Consider the following 22,722-nt stretch of genomic DNA (forward strand, 5'->3'; position numbering starts at 1 on the left):
AAAAACAAAGGCCCGCATCGCGGGCCTTTGTTGTCTGGGCAGCCGCAGGGGCGACCGGTCAGAACAGTTCGACGTCGTCGTTGGACACCTTGGTGTGCAGGTGCCCCTGGTCGATCAGTTCGTCGTAGTAGCACACCCGGTTGCGGCCGTTTTCCTTGGCGAAGTAGAGGGCCTGGTCGGCTTGGCCCAGGATTTCGACCGGCGCACCGCGGTCGGTGCACACGAAGCCCAGGCTGACGGTGACCCTGCCCACCTGCGGAAAGTTGTACTCCTGCACCGCCAGGCGGAAGCGGTTGAACACCTTGTGCGCGGTCGACAGCGTAGTCGAGCGCAGCAGCACCACGAACTCCTCGCCCCCGAAGCGGAAGATGCGGTCGTGGCTGCGGAAGGACGAGCGCAGGATGTTGGCGATCAGGATCAGCACTTCGTCGCCATACAGGTGGCCGAAGCGGTCGTTGACCTGCTTGAAATGGTCGATGTCCACCACCGCCAGCCACTGCTGCAGCGGCTCGCTGGTATCGGCACCGTCTCCGTCCGCGAGCATCTCGTCGGCCGCGATGCGCACGCTGCCGGACACGCCCGCGCGGCGCGCGAACTGCTCGTCGAAGGTCTTGCGGTTGAACAGCCCCGTGAGCGCATCGCGCTCGCTGTAGTCCAGCAGGCTCTGGTAGTTCTGGTAGACGTAGAAGACGCTCTGGATCACGTCCAGCTTGTGCACCGAGAACGGTCGCGACTGCGTCACCTCGATGCAGGCGTGCACCTCGTCGTGCATCCACACCGGCATCCACAGCGTGTGCTCGCCCTTGCGAAGCGAGTGCAGCGCGCGCCGCTCCTTCTGCAAGATGCATTCGTGCAGCGCGGCGTATTGGGTGAGGGGCTCGCGGCGGGAATCGGCCGCGGCTTCGGAGTTGGTCGACACCATCTGGCCCTGATCGCACCATGTGCGCGGCCGCACGTACGGAACGCCATCGTCCTTGAAGATTTCGAGCGCACGCACTGCCTTGATCGCGGGCAGCTTCTGCAGCGTGGAGAGCACCGACACCTCCAGCCGAAGATGGTCGCGGTGGCCGGTCATTTCGACCAGGTTGTCGAGAATGGGCTTCATGGATGCGTCGATTCTGCAGTCATGCGGTCAACTTCGGCGCACGAACACCACGTCCCATACGCCGTGCCCCAGGCGCAGGCCACGGTTTTCGAACTTGGTGAGGGGGCGGTAGTCGGGCTGCGGCGCGTAGCCGTCAGCGGTATTGGCCAATTGGGGCTCGGCCGACAGCACCTCCAGCATCTGTTCGGCGTACGGCTGCCAGTCCGTCGCGCAATGCAGGTAGCCGCCCGGCTTGAGCCGGGCCGCCAGCTTGGCCACCAGCGGCGGCTGGATCAGGCGGCGCTTGTTGTGCTTTTTCTTGTGCCACGGATCGGGAAAGAAGATGTGGACCCCATCCAGTGTGCCGGGCGGCACCATGTGGTCGATGACCTCGACCGCGTCGTGCTGCAGGATGCGGATGTTGGTCAGGCCCTGCTCGCCGATGCGTTTGAGCAGCGCGCCCACGCCGGGCTCGTGCACCTCGCAGCACAGGAAGTTGTCCTGCGGGCGCACGCCGGCGATGTGCGCGGTGGCCTCGCCCATGCCGAACCCGATCTCCAGCACCAGCGGGGCGGTGCGGCCGAACACGGCGGGGGCGTCGATGGGTTGGGGTGCGTAGTCCAGCACGAAGCGAGGGCCCAGCTCTTCGAAGGCCTTGGCCTGGCCAGTGGTGGTGCGGCCTGCGCGGCGCACATAGCTTTTGATGGTCTTGGGATAGGGGACGTCGGCGGGGGCACCGCCGCCCGCGCGCGCAGGGCGCTGCTCGGGGGGATTCGTCGGGCCGGCATCGGCCAGGGGCAATTGCGTTTCTGTCACGGTGAGCGATTGTAGATTCCGGACCATGCCCGCGCCCAGAGCTCCAGCGCATGGCCGACCGGGGTGTCGTTTGGCCGCACCAGCGGCGGCAGGCCGAGCTGGTGCGCGGCGGCGGCCAGCGCCTTCACGGGTTCGCGCGTGTCCACCGGCGGCGCGCCGTGCTGCTTGGAGAGCTTGGCGCCGTCGGGCGCATACACCAGCGGCGTGTGCAGGTAGCGCGGCGTGGCCAGGCCGAGGGCGTGCTGCAGCAGGATCTGTCTCGGCGTGTTGTCGGCGAGGTCTTCCCCCCGCACCACGTGGGTGACGCCCTGGTCGGCATCGTCCACCACCACGGCGAGCTGGTAGGCCCACAGACCATCGGCGCGGCGCAGCACGAAGTCGCCCACCGCGCTCGCCACGTCCTGCGATTGCACGCCCAGCCGGCGGTCTTCCCAGACCACGCCGTCGCGCGAGACCGAAGGCCCGGCATCGCGCTCGCACGGCCCTGGACGGGCAGGGTTTTTTTTCTGGATTTCCGATGAGCGGAACCGCCAGGACCGCGCCGGCCGACCCTGCAGCCCCCCACGGCAGGTGCCGGGGTAGGGCAGCTCCACATGGGGTTGGCGCACATGGCCGAGCCGGGCCTGGGCCTGCTCGATGTCGCTGCGCGAACAGGCGCAGGGGTAGGCCCGGCCCTGGGCGAGCAGGCGGTCCAGCGCTTGCTGGTACGGCAGGCCACGCTCCGATTGCCGCATCACCGGACCATCCGGCAGCAGGCCGCAATCGGCCAACTGGGACAGGATGATGGCGTCGGCCCCAGGCGCGCAGCGCGGAGTGTCGACGTCTTCGATGCGCACCAGCCATTGCCCGCCGCGCCCCCCGTGCGCCGAACGCGCGTCCAGCCAACTGGCCAGCGCCGCCACCAGCGAGCCCGCATGCAGCGGGCCCGTGGGCGACGGCGCGAAACGGCCGATGTATCGGGAGAGGGCGCCCAGCGTCATGCCACCGCGAGGGCGAGTTCCAGTCCGGAGACGAAGGCGTCTTCCAGGCGATGGCCCAGGCACCAATCGCCGCACAGGCCGATGCTGGCCTTGGCGTCCCACATGTGCGAGCGGCCCAGCGGCGCGAGCGTTTGCGCATAGCGCCAGCGGCAGACCTCGGCGTGCGCGGGTTCGGCGCGGATGCCGGTCACTTCGGAGAACGCTTTGGTGAGCTTGGCCTGCACCCGGGCTTCGCCGTCCTCCAGGTGCTCCCTCGACCACGCGGGACTGGCCTGCACGGTCCAGCGCTCCACCGGGCCGCGCCCGGGCTTGGAAGACTCGCGCGCCAGCCAGGCGATGCGGTGGTGGGTGCTGCGCGCCGCGTTCCACTGCGGCCCCAGCGTGGTCAGGCCCGGCCGCACCGCCTGGGGAAACGCCAGCATGAGGGTCCAGCAGGGGGCGATGGTGACCTGGGCCAGCGGTGCGTGCAGCGATGGCGCGACGGTCGTGCCCGACGCGGTGCCGGAGGCCTGCAGCAGCGCCAATGCCGGCACGGAGGGCTGCGCGAGCAGCACCGCGTCGAACCCCGCATGCACCTGCGCCGCGCCATCGGGCGACTCGGTGCGCAGTTGCCAGCGCTTGCCGTCCATGGGGTCGCGTTCGATGCGGGTCACGCGGCAGCCGGTGAGCAGGCGGCCGGCCAGCGACAGCGGCCGCGACCAGGCATCCACCAGCGATTGCATGCCAGGGCTGGCGACCCAGTGGGGCTCGCCCGGCGGTGGCGCCGCAGCGGCCACGCGGCCTGCCGCGTCGAGCACGCGCACGGTGTTGGCGCTCCAGGGCCGGCACAGGCCGGGCACGGTTTCCAGGGCCCGTTCGAAGCGCGAGTCGCGCACGGTGAAATACTGTGCGCCGGCATCGAAGCTGCCGAAGGCCGTGTCCAGCGTGGTGGTGCGTCCGCCGGCATGGGGGGCCTTCTCGAACACCGTGACCTCATGGCCTGCCTGGACCAGCGTGCGAGCGCACACGATGCCCGCCATGCCGGCACCGATGACGGCGAAGCGGCGGGCCGGTGCCGAAGGCTCGGGGGATGGGGCTGGGGTCTCCGTGGAGGGGCTGCGTCGCAGCCGTTGCTTGGATCGTTGGGCAGGTGCTGGGGGCATGGGGCCGGGCCTTTCGGAAGCGAAGTTCAGGAGCAGTGAAACAAGGCCCACTCTACACGCGCGGCCCTTGGCCGCGTGGCTTCGTGCGCTAGAAATGATGATGGTTTTCGAGCAGTGCCTTGCGCGTGGCGGGGCTTTGCAGTTGGGACAGCCACCACTGCAGCGCCCGGCCCGGCGCGCTGTGGCCGGGCCCGCCCCAGGCGTAGTGCAACTGCACATTGCGCCGTGCGCGGGCCACCCGGCGTGTCACGAGGCGCCCCGCCTCCAGGTAGGGCCGGGCCATGGGCTCTGGGATGAACCCGCCGCCCAGCCCGCGCAGCTGCGCCTGCAGCTTGGCCTGCATGCTGTCCACGGTGAAGACATCCTGCCCCCCGAGCAGGCCCATGGTGACGCTGCCGCGCTGCGCGGAATCGGCCACGGCCACGGCGCGGTGCATGCGCAGCACGGTGTCGGTGATGGGCTCCTGTGCAGCGGCCAGTGGGTGGTGGGGCGCGATGGCGTAGAGAAACTCCACCTCTCCCATCGTCTCCTGCTGCAGGCCGGAGACGGTGGAGGCGTTGACCGCCACGCCGATGGCCAGGTCGGCCCGGCCCGAGGTCAGCATCTCCAGCGTGCCCGACAGGATGCCGGTGCGCAGCTTGAGCCGCGTGGGTGGCTCCATGGCGTAGAACGCCTCGGTCAGCTCCAGCAGGGTGGTGGGCGAGATGATGCCGTCCACGCTGATGGTCAGCTGCGGCTCCCAGCCCGTGGCGACGCGGCGAACGCGGTGCGCCACCGCGTCCACTTCTTCGAGCAGGCGCGCGCCTTCGCGCAGCAGTTCGGTGCCGGCCTCCGTCGGGCGCGCCTGCCGCGCGCTGCGGTCGAACAGCAGCACGTCGAGCGCGTCCTCGATCTGGCGCACGCGGTAGGTGAGGGCGCTGGGCACCAGTCCCAGCCGCCGCGCCGCCGCGGCGAAGCTGCCGGTGTCGGCAATGACCTGCAGCATCGCCAGGCTGTCGGGGGTCAGGGCATCGCGGGCGTTTTGCATGGTGGGTGCGGCTGGGCTTCAAAGATTTTGAATGATGCCTTCAATCCGCTTGGGCTTGCAAGCCGAACCCTGCTTCTAAAGTCGCTGCACCGAATGAACACCCGCCGCCCATGCTGACCGTCCGAAAATCCCAAGACCGGGGCCATGCCGACCATGGCTGGCTGCAGTCGTACCACAGCTTTTCGTTCGCCGGCTACTACGACCCCCGCTACATGGGCTATGGCAGCCTGCGCGTCGTCAACGAAGACCGCATCGCGCCGGGCACCGGCTTCGGCACCCACGGCCACCGCGACATGGAAATCCTGAGCTACGTGCTGTGCGGCGAACTGGCGCACAAGGACAGCTTGGGCAACGTGCGGGGCATTCCCCAGGGCGACGTGCAGCGCATGAGCGCCGGCACCGGGGTGACGCACAGCGAGTTCAACCATGCCCCCGGGCGCTCCACCCATTTCCTGCAGATCTGGCTGGAGCCGGATGCCCGCGGCATCGCCCCCGAATACGAGCAAAAGACCTTCGCCGATGCGGACAAGCGCGGCGTGCTCCGGCTGCTGGCCTCGCCCGACGGCGCGTGCGGCTCGCTCACCGTCCATGCGGATGCCCGCCTGTACGCCGGCCTGTTCGATGGGGCAGAGGCCGCCACGCTGGCGCTGCCACCTGGCCGCAAGGGCTACGTGCAACTGGTGCGCGGGGCGCTGCAGGTCAACGGGCTTGCCCTGGCGGCCGGCGATGCGGCCTTCGCCGAGCACGAGCCCCTGCTGGCGTTCGGGCAGGGCACGCAGGCGGAAGTGCTGGTGTTCGACCTGGCGGCCTGAGAATCGGCCGACTTTCGTTTTCTTTCTCTCCCTGTCCCCTCTCTTTTTTCTTCATCCAACCACCCGTTCGAGGAGTTCTTCATCATGGCAAAAATCGCAGTGGTCTTTCATTCCGGCTATGGCCACACGCAGCGCCTGGCCCAGGCCGTGGCCGAAGGCGCGAACGCGCAGCTCGTCGCCATCGATGCCGATGGCAACCTGCCCGAAGGCGGCTGGGACACCCTGCAGGCGGCCGATGGCATCCTGTTCGGCACCCCCACGTACATGGGCGGCCCGAGCTGGCAGTTCAAGAAATTCGCCGATGCCTCCTCCAAGGCCTGGTTCGGCCGCAGCTGGCAGGACAAGGTGTTCGGCGGCTTCACCAACAGCGCCAGCCTGAACGGCGACAAGCAGGGCACGCTGGCCTACCTGCACACCCTGGCGTCGCAGCACGGCGGCATCTGGGTGAGCCTGGGCCTGCTGCCCAGCAACTCCAAGGCCGCCACCCGCAACGACCTGAACAACCTGGGCGGCTCGGTCGGCGTGCTGGCCCAGTCGCCCTCCGACGCCAGCGTGCAGGAAATGCTCCAGGGCGACCTGGACACGGGCCGGTCGTACGGCGCACGCGTGGCGGAGATTGCGCGCCGCCTGCACGGCTGATAGATTGGCCGGCCCATCCCCCCTCGATCCCGCCCCTCACCGGAGCCTTCCCATGACCCTCGAATTGCGGCGCATTGCCGGCGCACCGCTGGCGCAGACCCTGACGGTTCGCGGGCATCGCCTTGTCGTGGACGGCACCGTGGCCGAGGACGGCGATGACACCGGCCCCAATCCGCACGACCTGTACGACGCCGCGCTCGGCGCGTGCAAGGCGCTCACCGTGCTGTGGTACGCGCGCCGAAAGGGAATGGCGGTGGACGACGTGCGCACGGTGATCGACCGCGACGCCTCGGCCGAGCGCAGCGGCACCTACCGCCTGGCGGCCCGCCTGCAGGTGAGCGGCGATCTCACCGACGCCCAGATCGCGGAGCTGGAGGCCGTGGCCGCCAAGTGCCCGGTGCACAAGCTGATGACCAGCGTCACCACCGAGATCACCACCGCCGTGGAGCGCATGCCATGAGCGGGCCGGCCATCCTGAAGGGGCACGACAAGGACCTGGGCGGCGGATTCACCGTGCGCCGGCTGCTGCCATCGCTGCAGCGGCGCTCGGTCGGGCCCTTCGTCTTCTTCGACCATTTCGGGCCGGTGACCGTGGAGCCGGCGTCCGAATACGACGTGCGGCCCCACCCGCACATCGGCCTGGCCACCGTCACCTACCTGTTCGACGGTGCCATCGTGCACCGGGACAGCCTGGGCTCGCTGCAGCAGATCGAACCCGGTGCCATCAACTGGATGACTGCGGGGCGCGGCATCGTGCATTCCGAGCGGCGGCCCGATGCGCTGCGCGACCGCAGCTACGTGAACCATGGCATCCAGCTGTGGGCGGCGCTGCCGATGGCCAGCGAGGACGACGCACCCAGCTTCGTGCACACGCCGGCCGCCGACATTCCCGAGCTGTCGCACGAGGGCGCCACGGTGCGCGTGCTGATCGGCCAAGCGTTCGGCCAGGCCTCGCCCGTGGCGACGCTGTCGCCCACGCTGTACCTCGACGTGCAATTGGCCGCCGGCGGTGCGCTGACCCTGCCGCCCCTGGCGCAGGAAATGGCGATCTATGCGGTGGACGGCGACCTGCTGCTCGACGGCGAGCCGTTCGCGGACCACACGCTGGCCGTGCTGGAGACGGGCGCCGGCGCCGCGCTGCGCGCGCCGGACCGGGCGGTGCGGCTGATGGTCATCGGCGGCGACGCGCTGGATGCCCCGCGCCACATCTGGTGGAATTTCGTATCGAGCCGCAAGGACCGCATCGTGCAGGCCGCTGACGACTGGGACGCCCAGCGCATGGGCCACGTGCCCGGCGAGACCGAATGGATTCCGCTGCCGGAGCGGCGCTTCAAGCCCTGAAGTGAAACATTGGGTCAAAACAGCCCGATGCCCTAGGAAATCATGCCTCGGTAGCTCACATTTTGATAGCGTTCGGCTCTGCGGCTGATTCCGGCTGCGTCGACAGGTCGTTCGCCAGCACCCGGCGCTCGTCGAACACGAAGCAGCCGCCGTGGTAGTGCGCTCCGTCGGTTTCCTCGAAGTACTTGAGGATGCCGCCTTCGAGCTGGTAGACGTTCTCGATGCCTTCCTCGCGCATCAGGATGGCGGCCTTTTCGCAGCGGATGCCGCCCGTGCAGAAGCTCACCACCGTCTTGCCGGCGAACTCGGCCTTGTGCTCGCGCAGCGCCGGCGGAAACTCGGTGAACTTGTCGATGCGCCAGTCGATGGCGTTGTCGAACGTGCCCTGGTCCACCTCGAAGGCATTGCGTGTGTCCAGCGTCACCACCGGCCGGCCCCCGTCGTCGTGCCCCTGCGCCAGCCAGCGGTGCAGGGTGGGCGCGTCCACCGCGGGCGCCCGGCCGTTCGATGGGCGGATGGTGGGGTGGTCCATGCGGATGATCTCGCGCTTGACCTTCACCAGCATCTTGCGAAACGGCTGCGTGGCCGACCAGCTTTCCTTGGGGGCCAGGGGTTCGAAGCGTTCGTCCGCCTTCAATGCATCGATGAAGCCGCGCACCGCCGTCGCCGGCCCGGCCAGGAACAGGTTGATGCCTTCCTCGGCCAGCAGGATGGTGCCCTTGAGGTGGGCCGCCTCGGCCCGCGTGTGCAGCACGTCGCGCAGCTCGGCCGCGTCCGGCAGGGGCACGAACAGGTAGCAGGAGATATTGAGAACGTCGTTCACGGTGGACTCGGGCATGGCAGGCGGGCCGGACGGCCAACGGCGTGGCCCCGGCGTTCGGCTAACTGGCGGGGGTGAGCAGCGCGGTGTCGATCTTGTTGGCCAACTGGGCAATGGCCAGCGCCGCGGGGCAGCCGGGCATCTGCATCAGCAGCAGCTGGCGCCGCATGACGGCATCGCGCACCGACGTGTCGGCCGGGATGTCGCCCATGTGCAGCAAGCGCATGGAGCGGCCCGATTCGGTGCTCACGAAGCGGTCGAGCACCTGCTGCAGCTGGCTCGTGATGGCGCGGCCGTCGCCGGGGCGCGCGGCCTGGTTGACCACCATGCGCACGTGCTGGCGCTTTTGCTGTGTGGCCAGCACCTTGATCGCGGCATAGGCGTCGGTGAGGGAGGTGGGCTCGGGCGTGGCGACGATCAGCACCTCGGACGCGAGCGACACCGAGAACAGCACCACGTCGGAGATGCCCGCGCCGGTGTCCAGCAGGATCACGTCGAAGCGCGGTGCCAGCGTCTGGATCACGTTCAAAAATTCGCTGCGCACCTCGGGGGTGAGGCGCGAGTACTCGACCATGCCGGAGCCGGCCAGCACGACCGAAAAGCCGCCGGGCGCGTCGATCACGGCATCGTCCAGGTCGGCCTTGCCGGTGAACACGTCGTGCAGCGTCACCTTGGGGTGCAGGTTCAGCACCACGTCGAGGTTGGCCAGGCCCAGGTCGGCGTCGAGCACGAGCACGCGGTGGCCGCGGCGGGTGAGGGCGGCCGCCAGGTTGGCGGAAACGAAAGTCTTGCCCACGCCGCCCTTGCCGCTCGTGATGGCGATGATGCGGGCGCCAGGCGGCGGGCTAGCGGTGCGCGCAGGCATGTTGGGGCCGGCGGGTGTGGTGGGTTGCGGGGACAGCGCGTCGGTCATCTCTGGGCTTTCAATAGGCGCTGCCTGTGGAATCCATGGGCGGTGGCAGATCGCCCCATCCCGACGGAGTGTATAGCGGGCCGAAGAGCAGGCTCTTCTCTTCGGCACTGACGGTGCTGTCCGGCTGTTCTTCGATGCTGACGCGGTTGCGGCCGGCCATCTTGGCTTTATAGAGCTGGCTGTCGGCACGCTCGCTCCACAGGAGCGTCGTGCTGCGGATCCATTGCAGGGCGAAAGCCCCACCGATGCTGACGGTGACGTTGAGATCGACGGAGGGCGAGATGCGCACCGGCGTGCGCTCGATCGCGCGGCGGATGCGTTCCGCCACCACGCGGCCGAAGCCCGCCTGACAGGCCGGCAGCACCACGGCGAACTCTTCGCCGCCGTACCGGGCCAGGGTGTCCATGGGGCGCACGCAGCCGTTCAGGGTGCGTGCCACCGACTGCAGCACGATGTCTCCGGCCAGATGGCCGTAGGTGTCGTTCACCCGCTTGAAATTGTCGATGTCGAGCATGAGCAGCAGCGCCGCCTCGCCCGCGCGGGTGACGCGGTCGATCTCGCGCTCCAGCACGGTGCGGAAGTGGCGCCGGTTGGCCAGCCCGGTGAGGGGATCCTTGAGCGACAGCTCGCACAGGCCATCGATCAAGCCCTGCAGGTAGTGCAGCGGCGTGTCGGAGGGCAAAGCAGCTTCTGAGCCCGCGGCCTGTGCAACCAACGCATGCGCTGTCGTCAGGCGCAGGTCGCGCAGGTTCACGAATTGAGGGGTCGCAGATTCAGTCACAAAATGCAACAAACAGTATGTACCGAGTGTAGCAGCGGGGTTGGCTTCTGACCCCTGCGATCCTGGCTCATTCCGTTAATTGTTGCAACACCGCCAGTGCCTGCGCATCGGTGCGGTAGAGCGCAAGACCCGGTCCCGCCTCCAGAAGCCCCGCGCGGCGCAGCACCTGTTCCACCGGCAGCTTGATGCCGCTCACGTGCAGTTGCCCCCCGCGGGAGGCGGCCAGCGTGCGCAGGCGGGCGAAGGTTTCCACGCCCGTCACGTCGATGCGGTTGATGGGTTGCGCAAAAAGGCACAGGTGCCGAATCTCCGGGTGGGCGGCCCAGTGCTCGGCGATGCGGCGTTCCAGGGCCGCGGCGGACGCGAAGTCCAGCTCGGCATCCATCCGCAGGGCGAAAAGCCCCGGCGCGATGGGCGGCAAAAGCCACAGGTGGCGGTCGCGCAGGCTGCCGTCCGGGTGGGGGGCCACCTCGATGATGCGCGGGTGCAGGCGCTGGTAGAGAAAGTGCCCCAGGTTCAGCACCAGGCCCACCAGCACGCCCCAGTACATGCGCGGCGCCGTCGCCAGGGTCAGCGCGAAGGTGACGCTGCCGATGACCGTCTCCACCCGCGACACGCGCCACAGCCGCAGCAGCGTGCCGGGCTTGATGAGGCTGGTCACCGCCGTCACCACTACCGCCGCCAGCACCGAATGGGGCACGTGGTACAGCGCCGGGGTGAGCCACAGCAGCACCGCCAGCACCAGCGCCAGGGCGAAAAGGGTGGCCCAGCCGCTCTTGGCGCCCGCGTAGAGGTTGATCGCCGAGCGCGAGAACGACGCGCTCGTGGCGAAGCTGCCGCACAGTCCCGAACTCATCTTGGCCAGGCCGTGCGCGATCAGGTCCTGGTTCTCGTTCCAGCGCGTGCCGCCCTGCTGGTGCTCGACCTTGGCACTGGAGGCGGTCTCCAGGAAGCTCACGAGCGTGACCACCAGCACAGGCAGCACCAGCGCGCCGAACTCGTCCCACGACAGCCAGCCGGGCCAGTAGGGCTGGGGCAGCCCGGCGGGCAGGTGGCCGACCACGGCGCCGTCATGGTCGGCATAGCCGATCGCCCAGCTGACCAGGGCCGCCAGCCCGACGATCACGATGGCCGCCGGAAACGTGGCGCGCCAGCGCCGCGCGGCCACCAGCAGCCCCAGGCTGCCCAGGCCGAATGCCGCTGCCGTCAGGTCGAAATGGTGCAGCGACGGCGACACGGCCAACGCGTTCCAGGTGGTGCGCAGCCCCAGCAGGTCCGGCAACTGGGAGGCAAGGATGAGCAGGGCCGCCGCCTGGGTGAAGCCGTTGAGCACGGGCGAGGTGACCAGATTGAGCAGCCAGCCGAACCGCGCCACCCCCAGCAGCATCTGCAGCAGGCCCGACAGCAGCGCCATCCAGGCGGCCAGCGCCACCCAGTGCGCGCTGCCGGGCTCTGCCAGCCCGGTGAGCGAGGCGCCGATCAGCAGGCTGGTCAGCGCGGTGGGCCCCACGCCCAGGCGGGTGGAGGAACTCCACAGCACCGCGATCAGCGCCGGCACCAGCGACGCGTAGATGCCGGTAATGACCGGCATGCCCGCCAGCGCTGCATAGGCCACCCCCTGGGGCACCAGCATGAGGCCGACCGTCATTCCGGCCCAGAACTCCCCCCGCATCAGGTGGCGGTCCGGACGGGGCCAGGCCAGGAAAGGGAACCATCGGGAAAGGGACTGCAGGCGCATCCCGCGATTGTCGCGCGGCGGCGGGCGGGCGCCAGCGGCATCTCGACTGCCTTGTCCTACGCGAGCTTCGGCGCCTTCCCACCGGGTGCACAGCGCCGCCAACCTAAAGTGCCCACCAGATTCCCCCCATTTCCTGCAAGGAGGCCTCCCATGAACGCAACCCGCACGCCCCACAGCCCTTCCCACCGGATGGTGAGCATTCTTTCGGCCACGCTGCTGGCTTTCGGGCTGGCCGCCTGCGACAAGGCCGATGACCGCACAGTGGGCCAGCAGATCGACTCCGCCGTGGCCAAGAGCGGACAGGTGGCCTCCGACGCCCAGCGCAAGATGGAAGCCGCCGCCAACGAAGCCGGCGATGCGACCCGCCAGGCCGCCGAGCGCGCCGCCGCGGTGATGGACGATGCCGGCATCACGGCCAAGGTGTCCGCTGGCCTGGCCCAGGACGCGGAACTGAGCGCCGTCAAGATCGACGTGGACACCCGCAACGGCATCGTGACGCTGAACGGTCCGGTCAAATCCAAGCAGGCCAGCGAGCGCGCCACGAACATCGCCCAGAACGTGCAGGGCGTGAACTCGGTGGTCAACCAGCTGACCATCTCCAGCGCAGGCTGATCTCCGGCCCGGCTTCTGCCAACCCGGCACGGGTGCCAGGGCCATCGACCGTGCGCCGCCCGGCCCACCCTGGACGGGTGCGCTGGGCGCTACCATGGCGCCCATGACTTCACCCGCCGACCTCGCTACCCGCATCGTCCACCACGACTACGTGCCCCCTGCGGGCTTCGCCGCGCCGCAGCCTGCGGTCTACAAGGCCTCCACGGTCATCTTCCCCAATGTGGCGGCCATGCGCGCGCGCGAATGGAAGGACAAGACCAGCTACACCTACGGCCTGCACGGCACCCCCACCAGCTACCAGTTGGAAGAGCGCCTGTGCGAACTGGAGGGCGGCAAGCAGTGCCTGCTGGTGCCCAGCGGCCTCGCCGCCATCGCCAATGTCTCGCTGGCGCTGCTGCGCGCCGGCGACGAGGTGCTCATTCCCGACAACGCCTATGGCCCGAACAAGGCGCTGGCCGAGGTGGAGCTGGCCCACTACGGCATCCGCCACGTGCTGTACGACCCGATGAACCCTGCCGACCTCGCTGCCCGGATCACCCCCGCCACGCGCCTGGTGTGGCTGGAGGCGCCGGGCTCGGTGACCCTGGAGTTCCCCGACCTGGTCGAGCAGGTGCGCATCTGCCGCGAGCGCGGCGTGGTCTGCGCCCTGGACAACACCTGGGGCGCGGGTCTGGCGTTCGCGCCCTTCGACCTGCGGGGCGACGGCCAGTGGGGCGTGGATGTGTCGGTGCATGCGCTCACCAAATACCCCAGCGGCGGCGGCGACGTGCTCATGGGCAGCATCGTCACCCGCGACCAGGCCCTGCACCTGCGCATGAAGCTGTGCCACATGCGCCTGGGGCTGGGCGTGGGCGCGAACGACGTCGAATCCGTGCTGCGCTCGCTGCCCAGCATCGGCCTGCGCTACCGCGCCCACGATGTGGCGGCGCGCGCGCTCGCCCGCTGGATGGCGGGGCAGCCCGCGGTGGTCCAGGTGCTGCACCCCGCGCTGGAGGGATCGCCCGGACACGACCAATGGCGTGCGCTGTGCGCGGCAGATGGCGGGGAGGGCGCCGCGGCGGGTCTGTTCAGCGTGGTGATCGACCCCCGGTACTCCCAGGCGCAGGTGGACGCTTTCTGCGACCGGCTGCAATATTTCAAGCTGGGCTACAGCTGGGGTGGACCGATGAGCCTGGTCGTGCCGTACGAGCTGGCGACCATGCGCAGCCGCCCGACGCCGCAGCTCGTGCCCGGCACCGTGGTCCGTTTTTCGATCGGGCTGGAGGCCGAAGCCGATCTTCGCCGCGATCTGGCGCAGGCCCTGGCGCATGCCTTTCCCGCACCCTGACGCCCTGGGGAGTCCGGTGGCTGCGCCCGGTGCGGCGCAGCGGCCGGGAGACCCGGGGCCGTGAGGGCATGCTGTTACATTGACCGCTTCAATTCAGGAAGGTACTACCTTGGCAACACCCAACTACGGATACGAAAAGCGCCAGCGCGAGCTCGCCAAGAAGAAGAAGAAAGAAGAGAAGGCGCAAGCCAAGTCCCACCGCAAGGACGACCCGCGCGAAGGTCCCGCGCAGGACGACGGCCAGCAGAGCGCACCGCCCGCCGACGGCAACGCGCCTGGGGCCTGATCCCTTAACGGCCCTCAGCCGCCGCACCGCCGGCCCAGGTCCAGGCGCTCCGCCCGGCGACCGGGCTCGCCAGGGCGCCGCCCGTCAGCGCAGCAGCTTGCGCAGCTCAGGCCACACGTTGGCCAGCATGGCCGGGTGGGCCTCGGCCTTGGGGTGGATGCGGTCGGGCTGGAACATGGCGGTCGGGTCGGCCGCATCGGCCACGCCCTTGAGCAGGAAGGGCACCAGCGCCGACTGGGTGTCCTTGGCCACGCTGGCGAAGGTGCCGGCAAAACGTTTCGCGTAATCGGTGCCGTAGTTGGGCGGCACCTGCATCCCCACGATGAGGACCTTGGCGCCCGACTGTTTGGCCGCCTGGGCCATGGCCTTCAGGTTGTCGGCGGTGTTCTGCAGCGGCAACCCGCGCAAGGCGTCGTTGCCGCCCAGCTCGATCACCACATGGCTGGGCCGGTGCTGGGTCAGCAGGGCCGGCAGGCGGGAGCGGCCCCCCGAGGTGGTGTCGCCACTCACGCTGGCGTTCACGACCGTGGCGTCGATCTTCTCTTCGGCCAGCTTCTTTTCCAGCAGCGCCACCCAGCCCGTGCCGCGGGCCAATCCGTACTCGGCGCTCAGCGAATCGCCCACCACCAGGATGACCGGCTTGGCCGCCGCAGCGGCCAGCGCAACAGGGGCACAAAGCCCTGCGGCCGCGCCGGCCGCCAGGGCCGCGATAAAGTCACGCCGGTACAACAGATTTCGATTCACAGCAAAGCACCTTTCATGTCGGAAACTCCTTCCTTGCCCACCCACCCCATCATCGCCGTGGAGCACGTGCACAAGTCGGTGACGGACTCGACCGGCACCCTCGACATTCTGCGGGATATCGATTTCCGGCTGGCTGCGAGGGAAACCGCGGCCATCGTGGGCGCCTCGGGTTCGGGTAAGAGCACGCTGCTGTCGATCATCGCGGGGCTCGATACGCCCACCCGCGGCACCGTGCGCCTGGATGGGCAGGACCTGTTCGCCATCGACGAAGATGCCCGCGCCGCACTGCGTGCGCAGAAGGTGGGCTTCGTGTTCCAGAGCTTCCAGCTCATGGGCAACCTGACTGCGCTGGAGAACGTCATGCTGCCGCTGGAGCTGGCCGACCGCCGAGACGCGCGCAAGCTCGCGGCCGACATGCTGGGGCGCGTGGGGCTGGGCCAGCGCCTGTCGCACTACCCCAAGGTGCTGTCGGGCGGCGAGCAGCAGCGCGTGGCGCTGGCGCGGGCCTTCGTGGTCGAGCCGGCCGTGCTGCTGGCCGACGAGCCCACCGGCAGCCTGGACTTCGCCACGGGCGAGACCATCATGCGGCTGATGTTCGAGTTGAACCGCGAGCAGGGCACCACGCTCGTGCTCGTCACGCACGACCGGGGCATCGCCGCGCAGTGCGAGCGGCGCATCACCATCGACGCGGGGCGCGTGTCCGAGGCCTGAGGTTTTCGGGGTTTTCGGTCGTTTGGGCCCTGTGCCGGGGTATCGCATGCCTTGCTTGCTATCAAATGTGTAGCAATCGGGCGCTCGGCCCGTGGCGCGGATAATCCCCGCATGTCCAGCCCCAAAGTCCTCTTCGGCTTCCACGCCGTCGGCGTGCGCCTGAAGACCGCGCCGCAATCCATCATCGAGATCTACTACGAAGCCACGCGGCGCGATGCCCGCATGCGCCAGTTCCTCGACCGCGCCAACGCCGCCGGCGCGCGCCTCATCGAAGCCGATAGCGCGCGCATCGCCAAGCTGGCAGGCAGCCAGGGCCACCAGGGTGTGGCGGCGCGGGTGGAGCCGGTGGCCCTGGCCACCTCGCTCGACGAGTTGCTCGAAGACCTGGAAGCCTCCGGTGTCGCACAGCCCCTGCTGCTGGTGCTGGACGGCGTGACCGATCCGCACAACCTGGGCGCCTGCCTGCGGGTGGCCGACGGCGCCGGCGCGCAGGCCGTGATCGCGCCCAAGGACCATGCGGTGGGCCTGAACGCCACGGTGGCCAAGGTGGCCAGCGGCGCCGCCGAGACGGTGCCGTACTTCATGGTGACGAACCTCGCGCGCACCCTGAACGAACTCAAGGAACGCAACATCTGGTGCATCGGCACCAGCGACGATGCGCCCAAGACCATCTACCAGGTGGACCTGAAAGGCCCCGTGGCCCTGGTGCTGGGCGCGGAGGGCGACGGCATGCGCCAGCTCACGCGCAAGACCTGCGACGAGCTGGTCTCCATCCCCATGAAGGGCGCGGTGGAGAGCCTGAACGTGTCGGTGGCCAGCGGAGTCTGCCTGTACGAGGCCCTGCGCCAGCGCACCGTCTGAACCCGGTCTTTTCGCCATGCCGCCCGTGCCAGCCTCCGAAGCCGCGTGGAGCGGCTCGGGCGACCTGAACACCGCCATCGTCTGGGTCCACGCCGCGCAGCGCATCGTGGTGCTGACCGGCGCGGGCGTGAGCGCCGAGTCTGGCGTGCCCACGTTCCGCGATGCGCAGACCGGGCTGTGGGCGCAGGTGCGTCCTGAAGACATGGCCAGCGAGCCCGGCTTTCGCGCCGATCCCGCGGGTGTCTGGGCGTGGTACGAGCACCGCCGCGCGCTGCTGCAGGGCGTGCAGCCCAATGCGGGCCACGGGGCGCTGGCGGACTTTGCCCGGCGCCATCCCGGCCGCCTCACGCTGGTCACGCAGAACGTGGATGGCCTGCACCAGATGGCCGGCAGCGAGGGCGTGCTGTGCCTGCACGGCGAGCTGCGCGGCAACCGCTGGCTGGACGATCCGCGCGGCTGCTGCGATCTGGCCCACGCCGAGGCCGGCGCACCGCCGCGCTGCGCCACCTGCGGCAATCTCGTGCGCCCGGCCGTGGTGTGGTTCGGCGAGTCGTTGCCGATCGACATCCTCGGCCAAGCGGAGGAGGCGGTCAGCGCCTGCGACCTGATGCTGGTCGTGGGCACGGCCGGCGCCGTGTATCCCGCGGCCGGCCTCGCCCACATGGCCCGGCGCATCGGGGCGCGCGTGGTCATCGTCAACCCGGCGCCGAGCGAACTCGACGGCACGGCCCATGCGGTGCTGCGCGGTCCGTCGGCCGAAGTCTTGCCCCTGCTGCTGGGCCGGGATCGCCCCGCAGGCGACACGCCACCGGCGGCAGCGCCGCGATAATCGCCCGGTCTTCAGGGCGGGGTGGAATTCCCCACCGGCGGTAGGTGGTGCGGGAGGTCTCCCCGCGCCGCGAGCCCGCGAGCGCTCCGCATGCGTCCTTCGGGATGGGCGGAGGTCAGCAGACCCAGTGCGACGCGGCTCCAAGGAACACGGTTCCTGGCCCGTTCAGTCTGGGGCCGACGGTCACAGTCCGGATGAAAGAAGATGGGGTGCGCAGCCATGTGCGCCCTGGTGCCTGCGCGCGCCTGCCATTCGGGCGTGCGCCGGTGCTTCTTGCATGCCTTGAGGCGTTTCCTCACCTTCCAGGAGCGTTTCATGAACACCGCCGTTTCCGTTTTTTCTTCCTTTTCCTCTTCCCCTTCCACGCCTGTGGCCGTGGCCGTCGATCACGGCGTGCAGCTGGCGCCCATGCCCGAGGTCATCGCCGCCATCGCCGCGGGCCGTCCCGTGCTCGTCATGGACGATGCCGACCGCGAGAACGAGGCCGACCTCATCTGTGCGGCCGACAACCTGACCGAGGCCACCATGGCCCTGATGATCCGCGAGGGCAGCGGCATCGTCTGCCTGTGCCTCACGCCCGGGCATGCGGGCGCCTTGGGCCTGCGGCCGATGGTGGAGATCAACCGGTCCTCGTTCGCCACCGCCTTCACGCAATCCATCGAGGCGGCCCATGGAGTGAGCACGGGCGTGTCGGCGGCCGACCGGGTGCAGACCATCCGCTGCGCCCTGCAGGTACCGGCGCCGGGCGGAGCCCCCCAGATCGTCAGCCCCGGCCATGTCTTTCCGCTGGTGGCACGCCCGGGCGGGGTGCTGGAGCGCACCGGCCACACCGAGTCGGCCGTAGACCTGGCGCGCCTGGCCGGCCGCGCACCCGCCGGGGTGCTGTGCGAGCTGATGAATCCGGACGGCAGCATGGCCCGCGGTGCGGACGTGGCGCGGTTCGCCCAGGCGCACGGTCTGCTGTGCACGACCGTGCAGGCGCTGGTGGCGCATCGGCAGGGATTGCAGGCCGTGGCGGAAGAAGGCGGGCAGGGCGGCGGCAGAGCGTCCGCTACCCAGGAGGCGGTCGGCGAACCCGCCTGATGGCCTCCGGGGCCCCTCAGGCCGCTTCGGCGCTGGCCTGGCTCAGCGATTCGAGCGCATCGGCATCCAGCTTCAGACTGGCGGCCTGCACCAGTTCCTGCAGTTGCTCCAGCGACGATGCACTGGCGATGGGCGCGGTGATGCCGGGCTGCGCCATCTGCCACGCGATCGCCACCTGGCCGGGGGTGACCTCGTAGCGCTCGGCCACCTGGTCGAGTTCGGCCAGGATGCGCAGGCCCCGGTCGTTCAGGTAGGTCTGCACCACCTTGGCGCCGCGCGGGCTCTTGTCCACGTCCGATGCGCTGCGGTACTTGCCGGTCAGGAAGCCGGCGGCCAGCGCGTAGAAGTTGATCACGCCCACGCCCTTTTCCAGGCACAGGGGACGCAGCTCTTTCTCGAACACGTCGCGGTCGTACAGGTTGTACAGCGGCTGCAGGCTTTCGTAGCGCGGCACGCCCAGGCGTTCGCTGGTGTCCAGGGCCTCGGCCAGGCGCTGCGCGGAATGGTTGGAAGCCCCGATCGCGCGCACCTTGCCCTCGCGGATCAGGTCGGCATAGGTGCCCAGGGTTTCCTCCAGCGGGGTACCGGCATCGTCATCGTGAGACTGGTAGAGGTCGATCACGTCGGTGTGCAGGCGCCGCAGCGAGTCGTCCACCGCGCGGCGGATGTAGTCGCCGCCCAGGCCCACCTTGCCATGGCCCATGTCCTTGCCCACCTTGGTGGCCAGCACGATGCGGTCGCGCTTGCCGCTGCGCTTGAGCCACTGGCCGATCATGGCTTCGGACTCGCCGCCCATGTGCCCCGGCGCCCAGCGCGAGTACACGTCGGCGGTGTCGATGAAATTGAAGCCCGCGTCCACCCAGGCATCGAGCAGCGAGAACGTGGTGGACTCGTCCACCGTCCAGCCGAACACGTTGCCGCCGAAGCACAGTGGCGAAACCTGCAGGCCCGAACGGCCGAGGGGGCGAAATTGCATGGGGGACTCCTTGGATTGCGGAAAAGACAGGCCCGATGCGAATCGGGCCACGAAGAACACGGGGTGCGGCAGCAGGCCCGGGGAGGCCCGACCAACGCCGATGGCGACGGTGCCAAAGCCATTGTTACGGCACACGCCACCCGGCGCGGTAAGACGACCGCTGAATCTTCACGCCCCGTGGGTGCAAGACAGGCCGTTCACCCAACGGGCGCGCCTGGTCACACCACGCCCAGCGCCCCCAGCACCGCCCCCGCCGCCAGCAGCCAGCAGCCACAGCAGGTGAAGGCGCGTGCGCCACACCACCAGCGCGCACGCGCCGCTCAGCAGCCACAGGCGCAGGTCGGTGCCGGCGCCATGGTGCACGCTGCCCAGCAGCCAGGCGGTGGCCAGCAGCAGGCCGATCACCACGGGCGCCAGCCCCTGCTTGAAGGCGCGCACGCTGCGCCGGTGCTTGTTGCGGTGGCCCCAGCGCGTGGCCAGCCAGGTCAGCACGGTGCTGGGCAGCATGATGCCCACCAGGCTCAACGCCATGCCCAACGTGGCCGCGGCCCAGCCCGCCGCGCCCGGCCCGCCGGCGTTCAGGCCCACGTTCCAGCCCAGCAGGCCGACGAAAAGCACGTTGGGCCCCGGCGCGGCCTGGGCGATGGCGATGGAGGCGTTGAACTGCAGATCGGTGATCCAGCCCTGCCGTTCCACCAGGAACCGGTGCATGTCGGGCGCGGCGGCAATGGCCCCACCCACCGCCAGCAGCGAGATCGAGGCGTAGTAGAGGAACAGGTTCAGCCAGCCCACCGGCTGCAGGGCGAGCATGGCGCTCGGCGTCATGGGGCGATCTTCCGCCAGGTGACAGCGCACGCGGCGCCGCCCACCACGGGCAGCACCCAGGCCAGCGGCCAGCGCAGCAGCGCCATGGTGCCGAAGGTCGCCGCCGCGAAGGCCCAGCCGGCCACCGGGCCCAGGGGGTGCGTGCGCAAGGCCCCGGCCATCCGCAGCGCCACGCCGCCGACCAGGCCGGCCGCCACCGCCCCCATGCCGCGCAAGGCGCCACTCACGGCGGCGTGCCCGGAAAATTGCGCATAGACCACGGCCAGCGCCAGCACCAGCAGCAAGGGAAACAGCAGCATGCCCGCCAGTGCCACCAGGGCGCCACGCAGCCCGAAATAGCGGTCGCCAATCACCACGGCGAGGTTGACCACGTTCGGCCCCGGCAGGATCTGCGCCACGGCCCAGTCTTCGAGGAATTCCTCATTGGTGAGCCACCCCTTGCGGTCCACCAGCTCGCGCTGCACGACGGCCAGCACGCCGCCGAAGCCCTGCAGCGCCAGGAGGGTGAACGACCAGAACAGGTCGGCCAGATGGGCCGGGCGGGGCCGCTCGGCCGCTGCAGGCGGCAGCGTGGCTGGGGCAGGGGGCGTGGGTGAGCGGGGCATGGCGGATTCGGGGCGGAAGGGGGCCGGGAGCGGGCGGTGGTTCGGGGCCGATATTACGGCGCGTGGCGGATGCCCGCCCTGGCGATGGGCGAGGCTCGGTGTGCCGCCCAGGCACCGCGCTGACGGGTAGGGCAGGGTTTCGCAGAACCTGCCCCGTCTTCGCGTGTGAGAAGGCGCCGCCGAGTCACAGCCGCTAACTTGCCGGCCCAATGATTTATCGCCTTGCCGCTCGGGCGCACGTGCCGCGCCAACCTCCCACCAGACCGCCATCGGGCCCCTCGCTGCCGACGGACTCCCCATCGAAACGATATAGCGGCTCCCCGGCATTGAGGGCCGCCCCCCAGGGCGCAGGCCGAGGGACTCTCTCTCCCGTGCGCTCGGCGATCTCGGCGCTGCGGAGCCTGCCTGCCTGGCGAACCTCCCATTCCGCGGCCTTCAATGGCGCGTACGCCAACGGCTCCGTGGAGATGTTCACGGTCGGCACGCTGCCGCCCGTCGGGCCCGGGCGATGGGCCTACCTGGCCGATCCCGCCCACTGGCAGCCCAAGCGCCGCAAGCTGCACGATGCGCTGATCGACGACTCCCTTCGCAAGGCCACTGTCTTCGCGGAATGTGTGGAGCGGTTGGGCTGCGATCCGACGCTGTTCGCGTTGCGCGGCAACACGGCCGCCGGAAAGACCCGGCTGGCCCGATCGGCCGTGCCGGCCCTCGCCGACGCCCTGCAGGAAAGCGGCGGGGGCAGCATCAATCCGGACGCGTTCAAGTCGCGGCTCAGGAAAGCGCCCGGCCAGCCCCGGCTGACCCCGGCCAACGTGCACGCGGAGTCGTGCGTGCTCGCCGACCGGCTGGAACGCCAGATCGCCACAGGGAAGACGGCGAGCGGAAAGCCGGCCAGCATGCTGGTCGACAAACGGTTGGGCGGCGCGCACGAAGTCGCCAGCTACATCGCACTGTCCGAGAACACCGGCCGCCAGGTCGAGATGTACGACATCGACATGCCGCTGGAGCGTTCGCTGCTCGGTGTCTTGCAACGGGATCCCGACGGGGACGATCCGCGTCCGCCCTATGCCGCCGTCGTCGCCGGCTACTCCGCCATTCGCGGCAATCGCCTGGACGTCATCGATCAGTTCCTGGCGAAGCCGCAGATCGGCACCTACCACCTGATGGGCACGTCGGCGACGGGCGAGAAGGCGCCCGTCGCGACCGTTGCAAGCGGGGAGCTGACCATCCACGACGCGGACCAATACGCCGAGATCTTGGCGCTCTCCGACTTGCCCGCCAGCGACATCGGCGAACAGGTGATCGACGACGAGACGATCAGGCAACTGACCCAAGCCATGCCCGCCGCCATCGCCGTGACCGCTCGCGAAGCCTTGCAGAAATATGCCGGCCTGTCGTGGTCCCAGGCGCTGGGAATCCACTGCACGCTGAATGGACAGGATCGAAGATGACCCAACTCAAAGGCGAGGTCGCCCTGGCTTTTCATCGGCAGCTCAGGGAGCGCGCGCAGCAGCAGCGGACGGCGCGGCTGCAGGACGCCAAGGCACAGGCCGCATCGAGCGGCAAGGAGGCCTTCGACCTCGGGAAGCTCCAGACGCTTTACGATACGACGCAGCGCGGCCGCTGGACCGATCTCGCGCAACAGGCGATGGTCTACGAGTACCTCTACTACGTGGAGTATTCGCAGGTCCCGGACCTGCGGGCGTTCGCCCGCAGCCTGGACGAGATCGACTACTGGTCGTGATGCTTCGGACGGGCGCCCGTCGCCCG

The 22,722-nt window shown here is 69.6% G+C and carries 26 protein-coding genes and 1 riboswitch; of the genes, 13 read left to right on the forward strand and 13 right to left on the reverse strand.

Going from position 1 to position 22,722, the window contains the following annotated elements:
* Positions 1–58 precede the first annotated feature (58 nt).
* From M5C96_RS12190 to M5C96_RS12210, 5 genes are all read right to left on the reverse strand, one after another.
* On the reverse strand, positions 59–1,105 hold the full coding sequence (locus M5C96_RS12190; RefSeq protein WP_272569346.1) for a GGDEF domain-containing protein: 1,047 nt from the start codon (positions 1,103–1,105) through the stop codon (positions 59–61).
* 27 nt (positions 1,106–1,132) lie between these two features.
* The gene (gene trmB, locus M5C96_RS12195; protein WP_272569348.1) at positions 1,133–1,927 is read right to left on the reverse strand and encodes a tRNA (guanosine(46)-N7)-methyltransferase TrmB; all 795 of its coding nucleotides are present in this window, start codon (positions 1,925–1,927) and stop codon (positions 1,133–1,135) included.
* Positions 1,897–2,880 (reverse strand): tRNA glutamyl-Q(34) synthetase GluQRS, encoded by a 984-nt coding sequence (gene gluQRS / locus M5C96_RS12200; protein WP_272569349.1) that lies wholly within the window; start codon positions 2,878–2,880, stop codon positions 1,897–1,899. The genes trmB and gluQRS overlap by 31 nt, the downstream gene beginning before the upstream one ends.
* Positions 2,877–3,899 (reverse strand): NAD(P)/FAD-dependent oxidoreductase, encoded by a 1,023-nt coding sequence (locus M5C96_RS12205; RefSeq protein WP_272569695.1) that lies wholly within the window; start codon positions 3,897–3,899, stop codon positions 2,877–2,879. The genes gluQRS and M5C96_RS12205 overlap by 4 nt, the downstream gene beginning before the upstream one ends.
* Positions 3,900–4,110: 211 nt before the next feature.
* Entirely contained in the window at positions 4,111–5,049 is a 939-nt protein-coding gene (locus M5C96_RS12210) for a LysR family transcriptional regulator (protein ID WP_272569350.1), read from the reverse strand.
* Positions 5,050–5,159: 110 nt separating this feature from the next.
* On the opposite strand from M5C96_RS12210, the gene M5C96_RS12215 reads away from it, so the two are divergent.
* The 4 genes from M5C96_RS12215 to M5C96_RS12230 all read left to right on the forward strand — a co-directional run bounded on the left by M5C96_RS12215 (position 5,160) and on the right by M5C96_RS12230 (position 7,841).
* Positions 5,160–5,861 (forward strand): pirin family protein, encoded by a 702-nt coding sequence (locus tag M5C96_RS12215; RefSeq protein ID WP_272569352.1) that lies wholly within the window; start codon positions 5,160–5,162, stop codon positions 5,859–5,861.
* An 84-nt stretch (positions 5,862–5,945) separates the two neighbouring features.
* Entirely contained in the window at positions 5,946–6,500 is a 555-nt protein-coding gene (locus tag M5C96_RS12220) for a flavodoxin family protein (RefSeq protein ID WP_272569353.1), read from the forward strand.
* A gap of 52 nt (positions 6,501–6,552) precedes the next feature.
* Positions 6,553–6,960 carry an OsmC family protein gene (locus M5C96_RS12225; RefSeq protein WP_272569354.1) on the forward strand — a complete coding sequence of 136 codons (408 nt, stop codon included), beginning with the start codon at positions 6,553–6,555 and terminating at the stop codon, positions 6,958–6,960.
* On the forward strand, positions 6,957–7,841 hold the full coding sequence (locus M5C96_RS12230; RefSeq protein WP_272569356.1) for a pirin family protein: 885 nt from the start codon (positions 6,957–6,959) through the stop codon (positions 7,839–7,841). The genes M5C96_RS12225 and M5C96_RS12230 overlap by 4 nt, the downstream gene beginning before the upstream one ends.
* Before the next feature lie 55 nt (positions 7,842–7,896).
* Here the strand turns inward: M5C96_RS12230 and M5C96_RS12235 are convergent, their stop codons facing one another.
* Genes M5C96_RS12235 through M5C96_RS12250 form a run of 4 tightly spaced genes read right to left on the reverse strand, consistent with a single transcriptional unit; the run spans position 7,897 to position 12,093 of the window.
* Positions 7,897–8,679 (reverse strand): sulfurtransferase, encoded by a 783-nt coding sequence (locus M5C96_RS12235; RefSeq protein ID WP_272569358.1) that lies wholly within the window; start codon positions 8,677–8,679, stop codon positions 7,897–7,899.
* Between the two features lie 43 nt (positions 8,680–8,722).
* Positions 8,723–9,574, reverse strand: a complete 852-nt coding sequence (locus M5C96_RS12240) for a MinD/ParA family protein (protein ID WP_272569360.1) — start codon at positions 9,572–9,574, stop codon at positions 8,723–8,725.
* A 10-nt stretch (positions 9,575–9,584) separates the two neighbouring features.
* Positions 9,585–10,367 carry a GGDEF domain-containing protein gene (locus tag M5C96_RS12245; RefSeq protein WP_372588176.1) on the reverse strand — a complete coding sequence of 261 codons (783 nt, stop codon included), beginning with the start codon at positions 10,365–10,367 and terminating at the stop codon, positions 9,585–9,587.
* Between the two features lie 55 nt (positions 10,368–10,422).
* The gene (locus tag M5C96_RS12250) at positions 10,423–12,093 is read right to left on the reverse strand and encodes a SulP family inorganic anion transporter (protein ID WP_272569362.1); all 1,671 of its coding nucleotides are present in this window, start codon (positions 12,091–12,093) and stop codon (positions 10,423–10,425) included.
* 150 nt (positions 12,094–12,243) lie between these two features.
* On the opposite strand from M5C96_RS12250, the gene M5C96_RS12255 reads away from it, so the two are divergent.
* The 3 genes from M5C96_RS12255 (at position 12,244) to M5C96_RS12265 (ending at position 14,318) form a co-directional block, all read left to right on the forward strand.
* The gene (locus M5C96_RS12255) at positions 12,244–12,705 is read left to right on the forward strand and encodes a BON domain-containing protein (RefSeq protein ID WP_272569363.1); all 462 of its coding nucleotides are present in this window, start codon (positions 12,244–12,246) and stop codon (positions 12,703–12,705) included.
* Between the two features lie 103 nt (positions 12,706–12,808).
* Positions 12,809–14,032: a PLP-dependent transferase gene (locus tag M5C96_RS12260; RefSeq protein WP_272569364.1), complete on the forward strand. Its 1,224-nt coding sequence runs from the start codon at positions 12,809–12,811 to the stop codon at positions 14,030–14,032.
* Between the two features lie 109 nt (positions 14,033–14,141).
* Positions 14,142–14,318, forward strand: a complete 177-nt coding sequence (locus tag M5C96_RS12265) for a hypothetical protein (RefSeq protein WP_272569365.1) — start codon at positions 14,142–14,144, stop codon at positions 14,316–14,318.
* 84 nt (positions 14,319–14,402) lie between these two features.
* Here M5C96_RS12265 and M5C96_RS12270 read toward each other — a convergent pair whose 3' ends face one another.
* Positions 14,403–15,062: an arylesterase gene (locus M5C96_RS12270; protein ID WP_272569366.1), complete on the reverse strand. Its 660-nt coding sequence runs from the start codon at positions 15,060–15,062 to the stop codon at positions 14,403–14,405.
* 15 nt (positions 15,063–15,077) lie between these two features.
* Between M5C96_RS12270 and M5C96_RS12275 the strand changes: the two genes are divergently transcribed.
* The 4 genes from M5C96_RS12275 (at position 15,078) to ribB (ending at position 18,546) form a co-directional block, all read left to right on the forward strand.
* Positions 15,078–15,773, forward strand: a complete 696-nt coding sequence (locus M5C96_RS12275; RefSeq protein ID WP_272569367.1) for an ABC transporter ATP-binding protein — start codon at positions 15,078–15,080, stop codon at positions 15,771–15,773.
* A 111-nt stretch (positions 15,774–15,884) separates the two neighbouring features.
* Positions 15,885–16,634 (forward strand): 23S rRNA (guanosine(2251)-2'-O)-methyltransferase RlmB, encoded by a 750-nt coding sequence (gene rlmB, locus M5C96_RS12280; RefSeq protein WP_272552603.1) that lies wholly within the window; start codon positions 15,885–15,887, stop codon positions 16,632–16,634.
* 16 nt (positions 16,635–16,650) lie between these two features.
* The gene (locus tag M5C96_RS12285; RefSeq protein WP_272569368.1) at positions 16,651–17,463 is read left to right on the forward strand and encodes an SIR2 family NAD-dependent protein deacylase; all 813 of its coding nucleotides are present in this window, start codon (positions 16,651–16,653) and stop codon (positions 17,461–17,463) included.
* A gap of 3 nt (positions 17,464–17,466) precedes the next feature.
* Positions 17,467–17,673: riboswitch (FMN riboswitch) on the forward strand.
* A 198-nt stretch (positions 17,674–17,871) separates the two neighbouring features.
* Positions 17,872–18,546 carry a 3,4-dihydroxy-2-butanone-4-phosphate synthase gene (gene ribB, locus M5C96_RS12290; protein WP_272569697.1) on the forward strand — a complete coding sequence of 225 codons (675 nt, stop codon included), beginning with the start codon at positions 17,872–17,874 and terminating at the stop codon, positions 18,544–18,546.
* 16 nt (positions 18,547–18,562) lie between these two features.
* Here ribB and M5C96_RS12295 read toward each other — a convergent pair whose 3' ends face one another.
* The 3 genes from M5C96_RS12295 to M5C96_RS12305 all read right to left on the reverse strand — a co-directional run bounded on the left by M5C96_RS12295 (position 18,563) and on the right by M5C96_RS12305 (position 20,952).
* Complete coding sequence (locus M5C96_RS12295; RefSeq protein WP_272569369.1) at positions 18,563–19,522, reverse strand: aldo/keto reductase; 960 nt, start codon at positions 19,520–19,522, stop codon at positions 18,563–18,565.
* Between the two features lie 168 nt (positions 19,523–19,690).
* Positions 19,691–20,347: a chromate transporter gene (locus M5C96_RS12300; RefSeq protein ID WP_272569370.1), complete on the reverse strand. Its 657-nt coding sequence runs from the start codon at positions 20,345–20,347 to the stop codon at positions 19,691–19,693.
* Positions 20,344–20,952, reverse strand: coding sequence for a chromate transporter (locus tag M5C96_RS12305; protein WP_272569371.1), 609 nt, complete (start codon positions 20,950–20,952; stop codon positions 20,344–20,346). The genes M5C96_RS12300 and M5C96_RS12305 overlap by 4 nt, the downstream gene beginning before the upstream one ends.
* 371 nt (positions 20,953–21,323) lie before the next feature.
* On the opposite strand from M5C96_RS12305, the gene xopAJ reads away from it, so the two are divergent.
* Together xopAJ and M5C96_RS12315 are read left to right on the forward strand one after the other, a co-directional pair.
* Positions 21,324–22,403 carry a XopAJ/AvrRxo1 family type III secretion system effector zeta toxin gene (gene xopAJ / locus M5C96_RS12310; protein WP_272569373.1) on the forward strand — a complete coding sequence of 360 codons (1,080 nt, stop codon included), beginning with the start codon at positions 21,324–21,326 and terminating at the stop codon, positions 22,401–22,403.
* Positions 22,400–22,696: a hypothetical protein gene (locus M5C96_RS12315; RefSeq protein ID WP_272569374.1), complete on the forward strand. Its 297-nt coding sequence runs from the start codon at positions 22,400–22,402 to the stop codon at positions 22,694–22,696. The genes xopAJ and M5C96_RS12315 overlap by 4 nt, the downstream gene beginning before the upstream one ends.
* Positions 22,697–22,722 lie beyond the last annotated feature (26 nt).

This window comes from Acidovorax sp. GBBC 1281 (assembly GCF_028473645.1).
In the GTDB taxonomy this organism is placed as follows: Bacteria; Pseudomonadota; Gammaproteobacteria; order Burkholderiales; family Burkholderiaceae_C; genus Paracidovorax.

What these genes read in the sequence shown, in the direction of transcription:
- M5C96_RS12285 (WP_272569368.1), top strand. Translation starts at nt 16,651, where the DNA reads ATGCCGCCCGTGCCAGCCTCCGAAGCCGCGTGGAGCGGCTCGGGCGAC.
- M5C96_RS12215 (WP_272569352.1), top strand. Translation starts at nt 5,160, where the DNA reads ATGCTGACCGTCCGAAAATCCCAAGACCGGGGCCATGCCGACCATGGC.
- gluQRS (WP_272569349.1), bottom strand. Translation starts at nt 2,880, where the DNA reads ATGACGCTGGGCGCCCTCTCCCGATACATCGGCCGTTTCGCGCCGTCG.
- M5C96_RS12230 (WP_272569356.1), top strand. Translation starts at nt 6,957, where the DNA reads ATGAGCGGGCCGGCCATCCTGAAGGGGCACGACAAGGACCTGGGCGGC.
- M5C96_RS12210 (WP_272569350.1), bottom strand. Translation starts at nt 5,049, where the DNA reads ATGCAAAACGCCCGCGATGCCCTGACCCCCGACAGCCTGGCGATGCTG.
- M5C96_RS12255 (WP_272569363.1), top strand. Translation starts at nt 12,244, where the DNA reads ATGAACGCAACCCGCACGCCCCACAGCCCTTCCCACCGGATGGTGAGC.
- M5C96_RS12190 (WP_272569346.1), bottom strand. Translation starts at nt 1,105, where the DNA reads ATGAAGCCCATTCTCGACAACCTGGTCGAAATGACCGGCCACCGCGAC.
- ribB (WP_272569697.1), top strand. Translation starts at nt 17,872, where the DNA reads ATGCCCGAGGTCATCGCCGCCATCGCCGCGGGCCGTCCCGTGCTCGTC.
- M5C96_RS12235 (WP_272569358.1), bottom strand. Translation starts at nt 8,679, where the DNA reads ATGCCCGAGTCCACCGTGAACGACGTTCTCAATATCTCCTGCTACCTG.
- M5C96_RS12305 (WP_272569371.1), bottom strand. Translation starts at nt 20,952, where the DNA reads ATGCCCCGCTCACCCACGCCCCCTGCCCCAGCCACGCTGCCGCCTGCA.
- M5C96_RS12295 (WP_272569369.1), bottom strand. Translation starts at nt 19,522, where the DNA reads ATGCAATTTCGCCCCCTCGGCCGTTCGGGCCTGCAGGTTTCGCCACTG.
- M5C96_RS12275 (WP_272569367.1), top strand. Translation starts at nt 15,078, where the DNA reads ATGTCGGAAACTCCTTCCTTGCCCACCCACCCCATCATCGCCGTGGAG.
- M5C96_RS12315 (WP_272569374.1), top strand. Translation starts at nt 22,400, where the DNA reads ATGACCCAACTCAAAGGCGAGGTCGCCCTGGCTTTTCATCGGCAGCTC.
- M5C96_RS12220 (WP_272569353.1), top strand. Translation starts at nt 5,946, where the DNA reads ATGGCAAAAATCGCAGTGGTCTTTCATTCCGGCTATGGCCACACGCAG.
- M5C96_RS12260 (WP_272569364.1), top strand. Translation starts at nt 12,809, where the DNA reads ATGACTTCACCCGCCGACCTCGCTACCCGCATCGTCCACCACGACTAC.
- trmB (WP_272569348.1), bottom strand. Translation starts at nt 1,927, where the DNA reads ATGGTCCGGAATCTACAATCGCTCACCGTGACAGAAACGCAATTGCCC.
- M5C96_RS12250 (WP_272569362.1), bottom strand. Translation starts at nt 12,093, where the DNA reads ATGCGCCTGCAGTCCCTTTCCCGATGGTTCCCTTTCCTGGCCTGGCCC.
- M5C96_RS12225 (WP_272569354.1), top strand. Translation starts at nt 6,553, where the DNA reads ATGACCCTCGAATTGCGGCGCATTGCCGGCGCACCGCTGGCGCAGACC.
- rlmB (WP_272552603.1), top strand. Translation starts at nt 15,885, where the DNA reads ATGTCCAGCCCCAAAGTCCTCTTCGGCTTCCACGCCGTCGGCGTGCGC.
- M5C96_RS12205 (WP_272569695.1), bottom strand. Translation starts at nt 3,899, where the DNA reads ATGGCGGGCATCGTGTGCGCTCGCACGCTGGTCCAGGCAGGCCATGAG.
- M5C96_RS12240 (WP_272569360.1), bottom strand. Translation starts at nt 9,574, where the DNA reads ATGACCGACGCGCTGTCCCCGCAACCCACCACACCCGCCGGCCCCAAC.
- M5C96_RS12300 (WP_272569370.1), bottom strand. Translation starts at nt 20,347, where the DNA reads ATGACGCCGAGCGCCATGCTCGCCCTGCAGCCGGTGGGCTGGCTGAAC.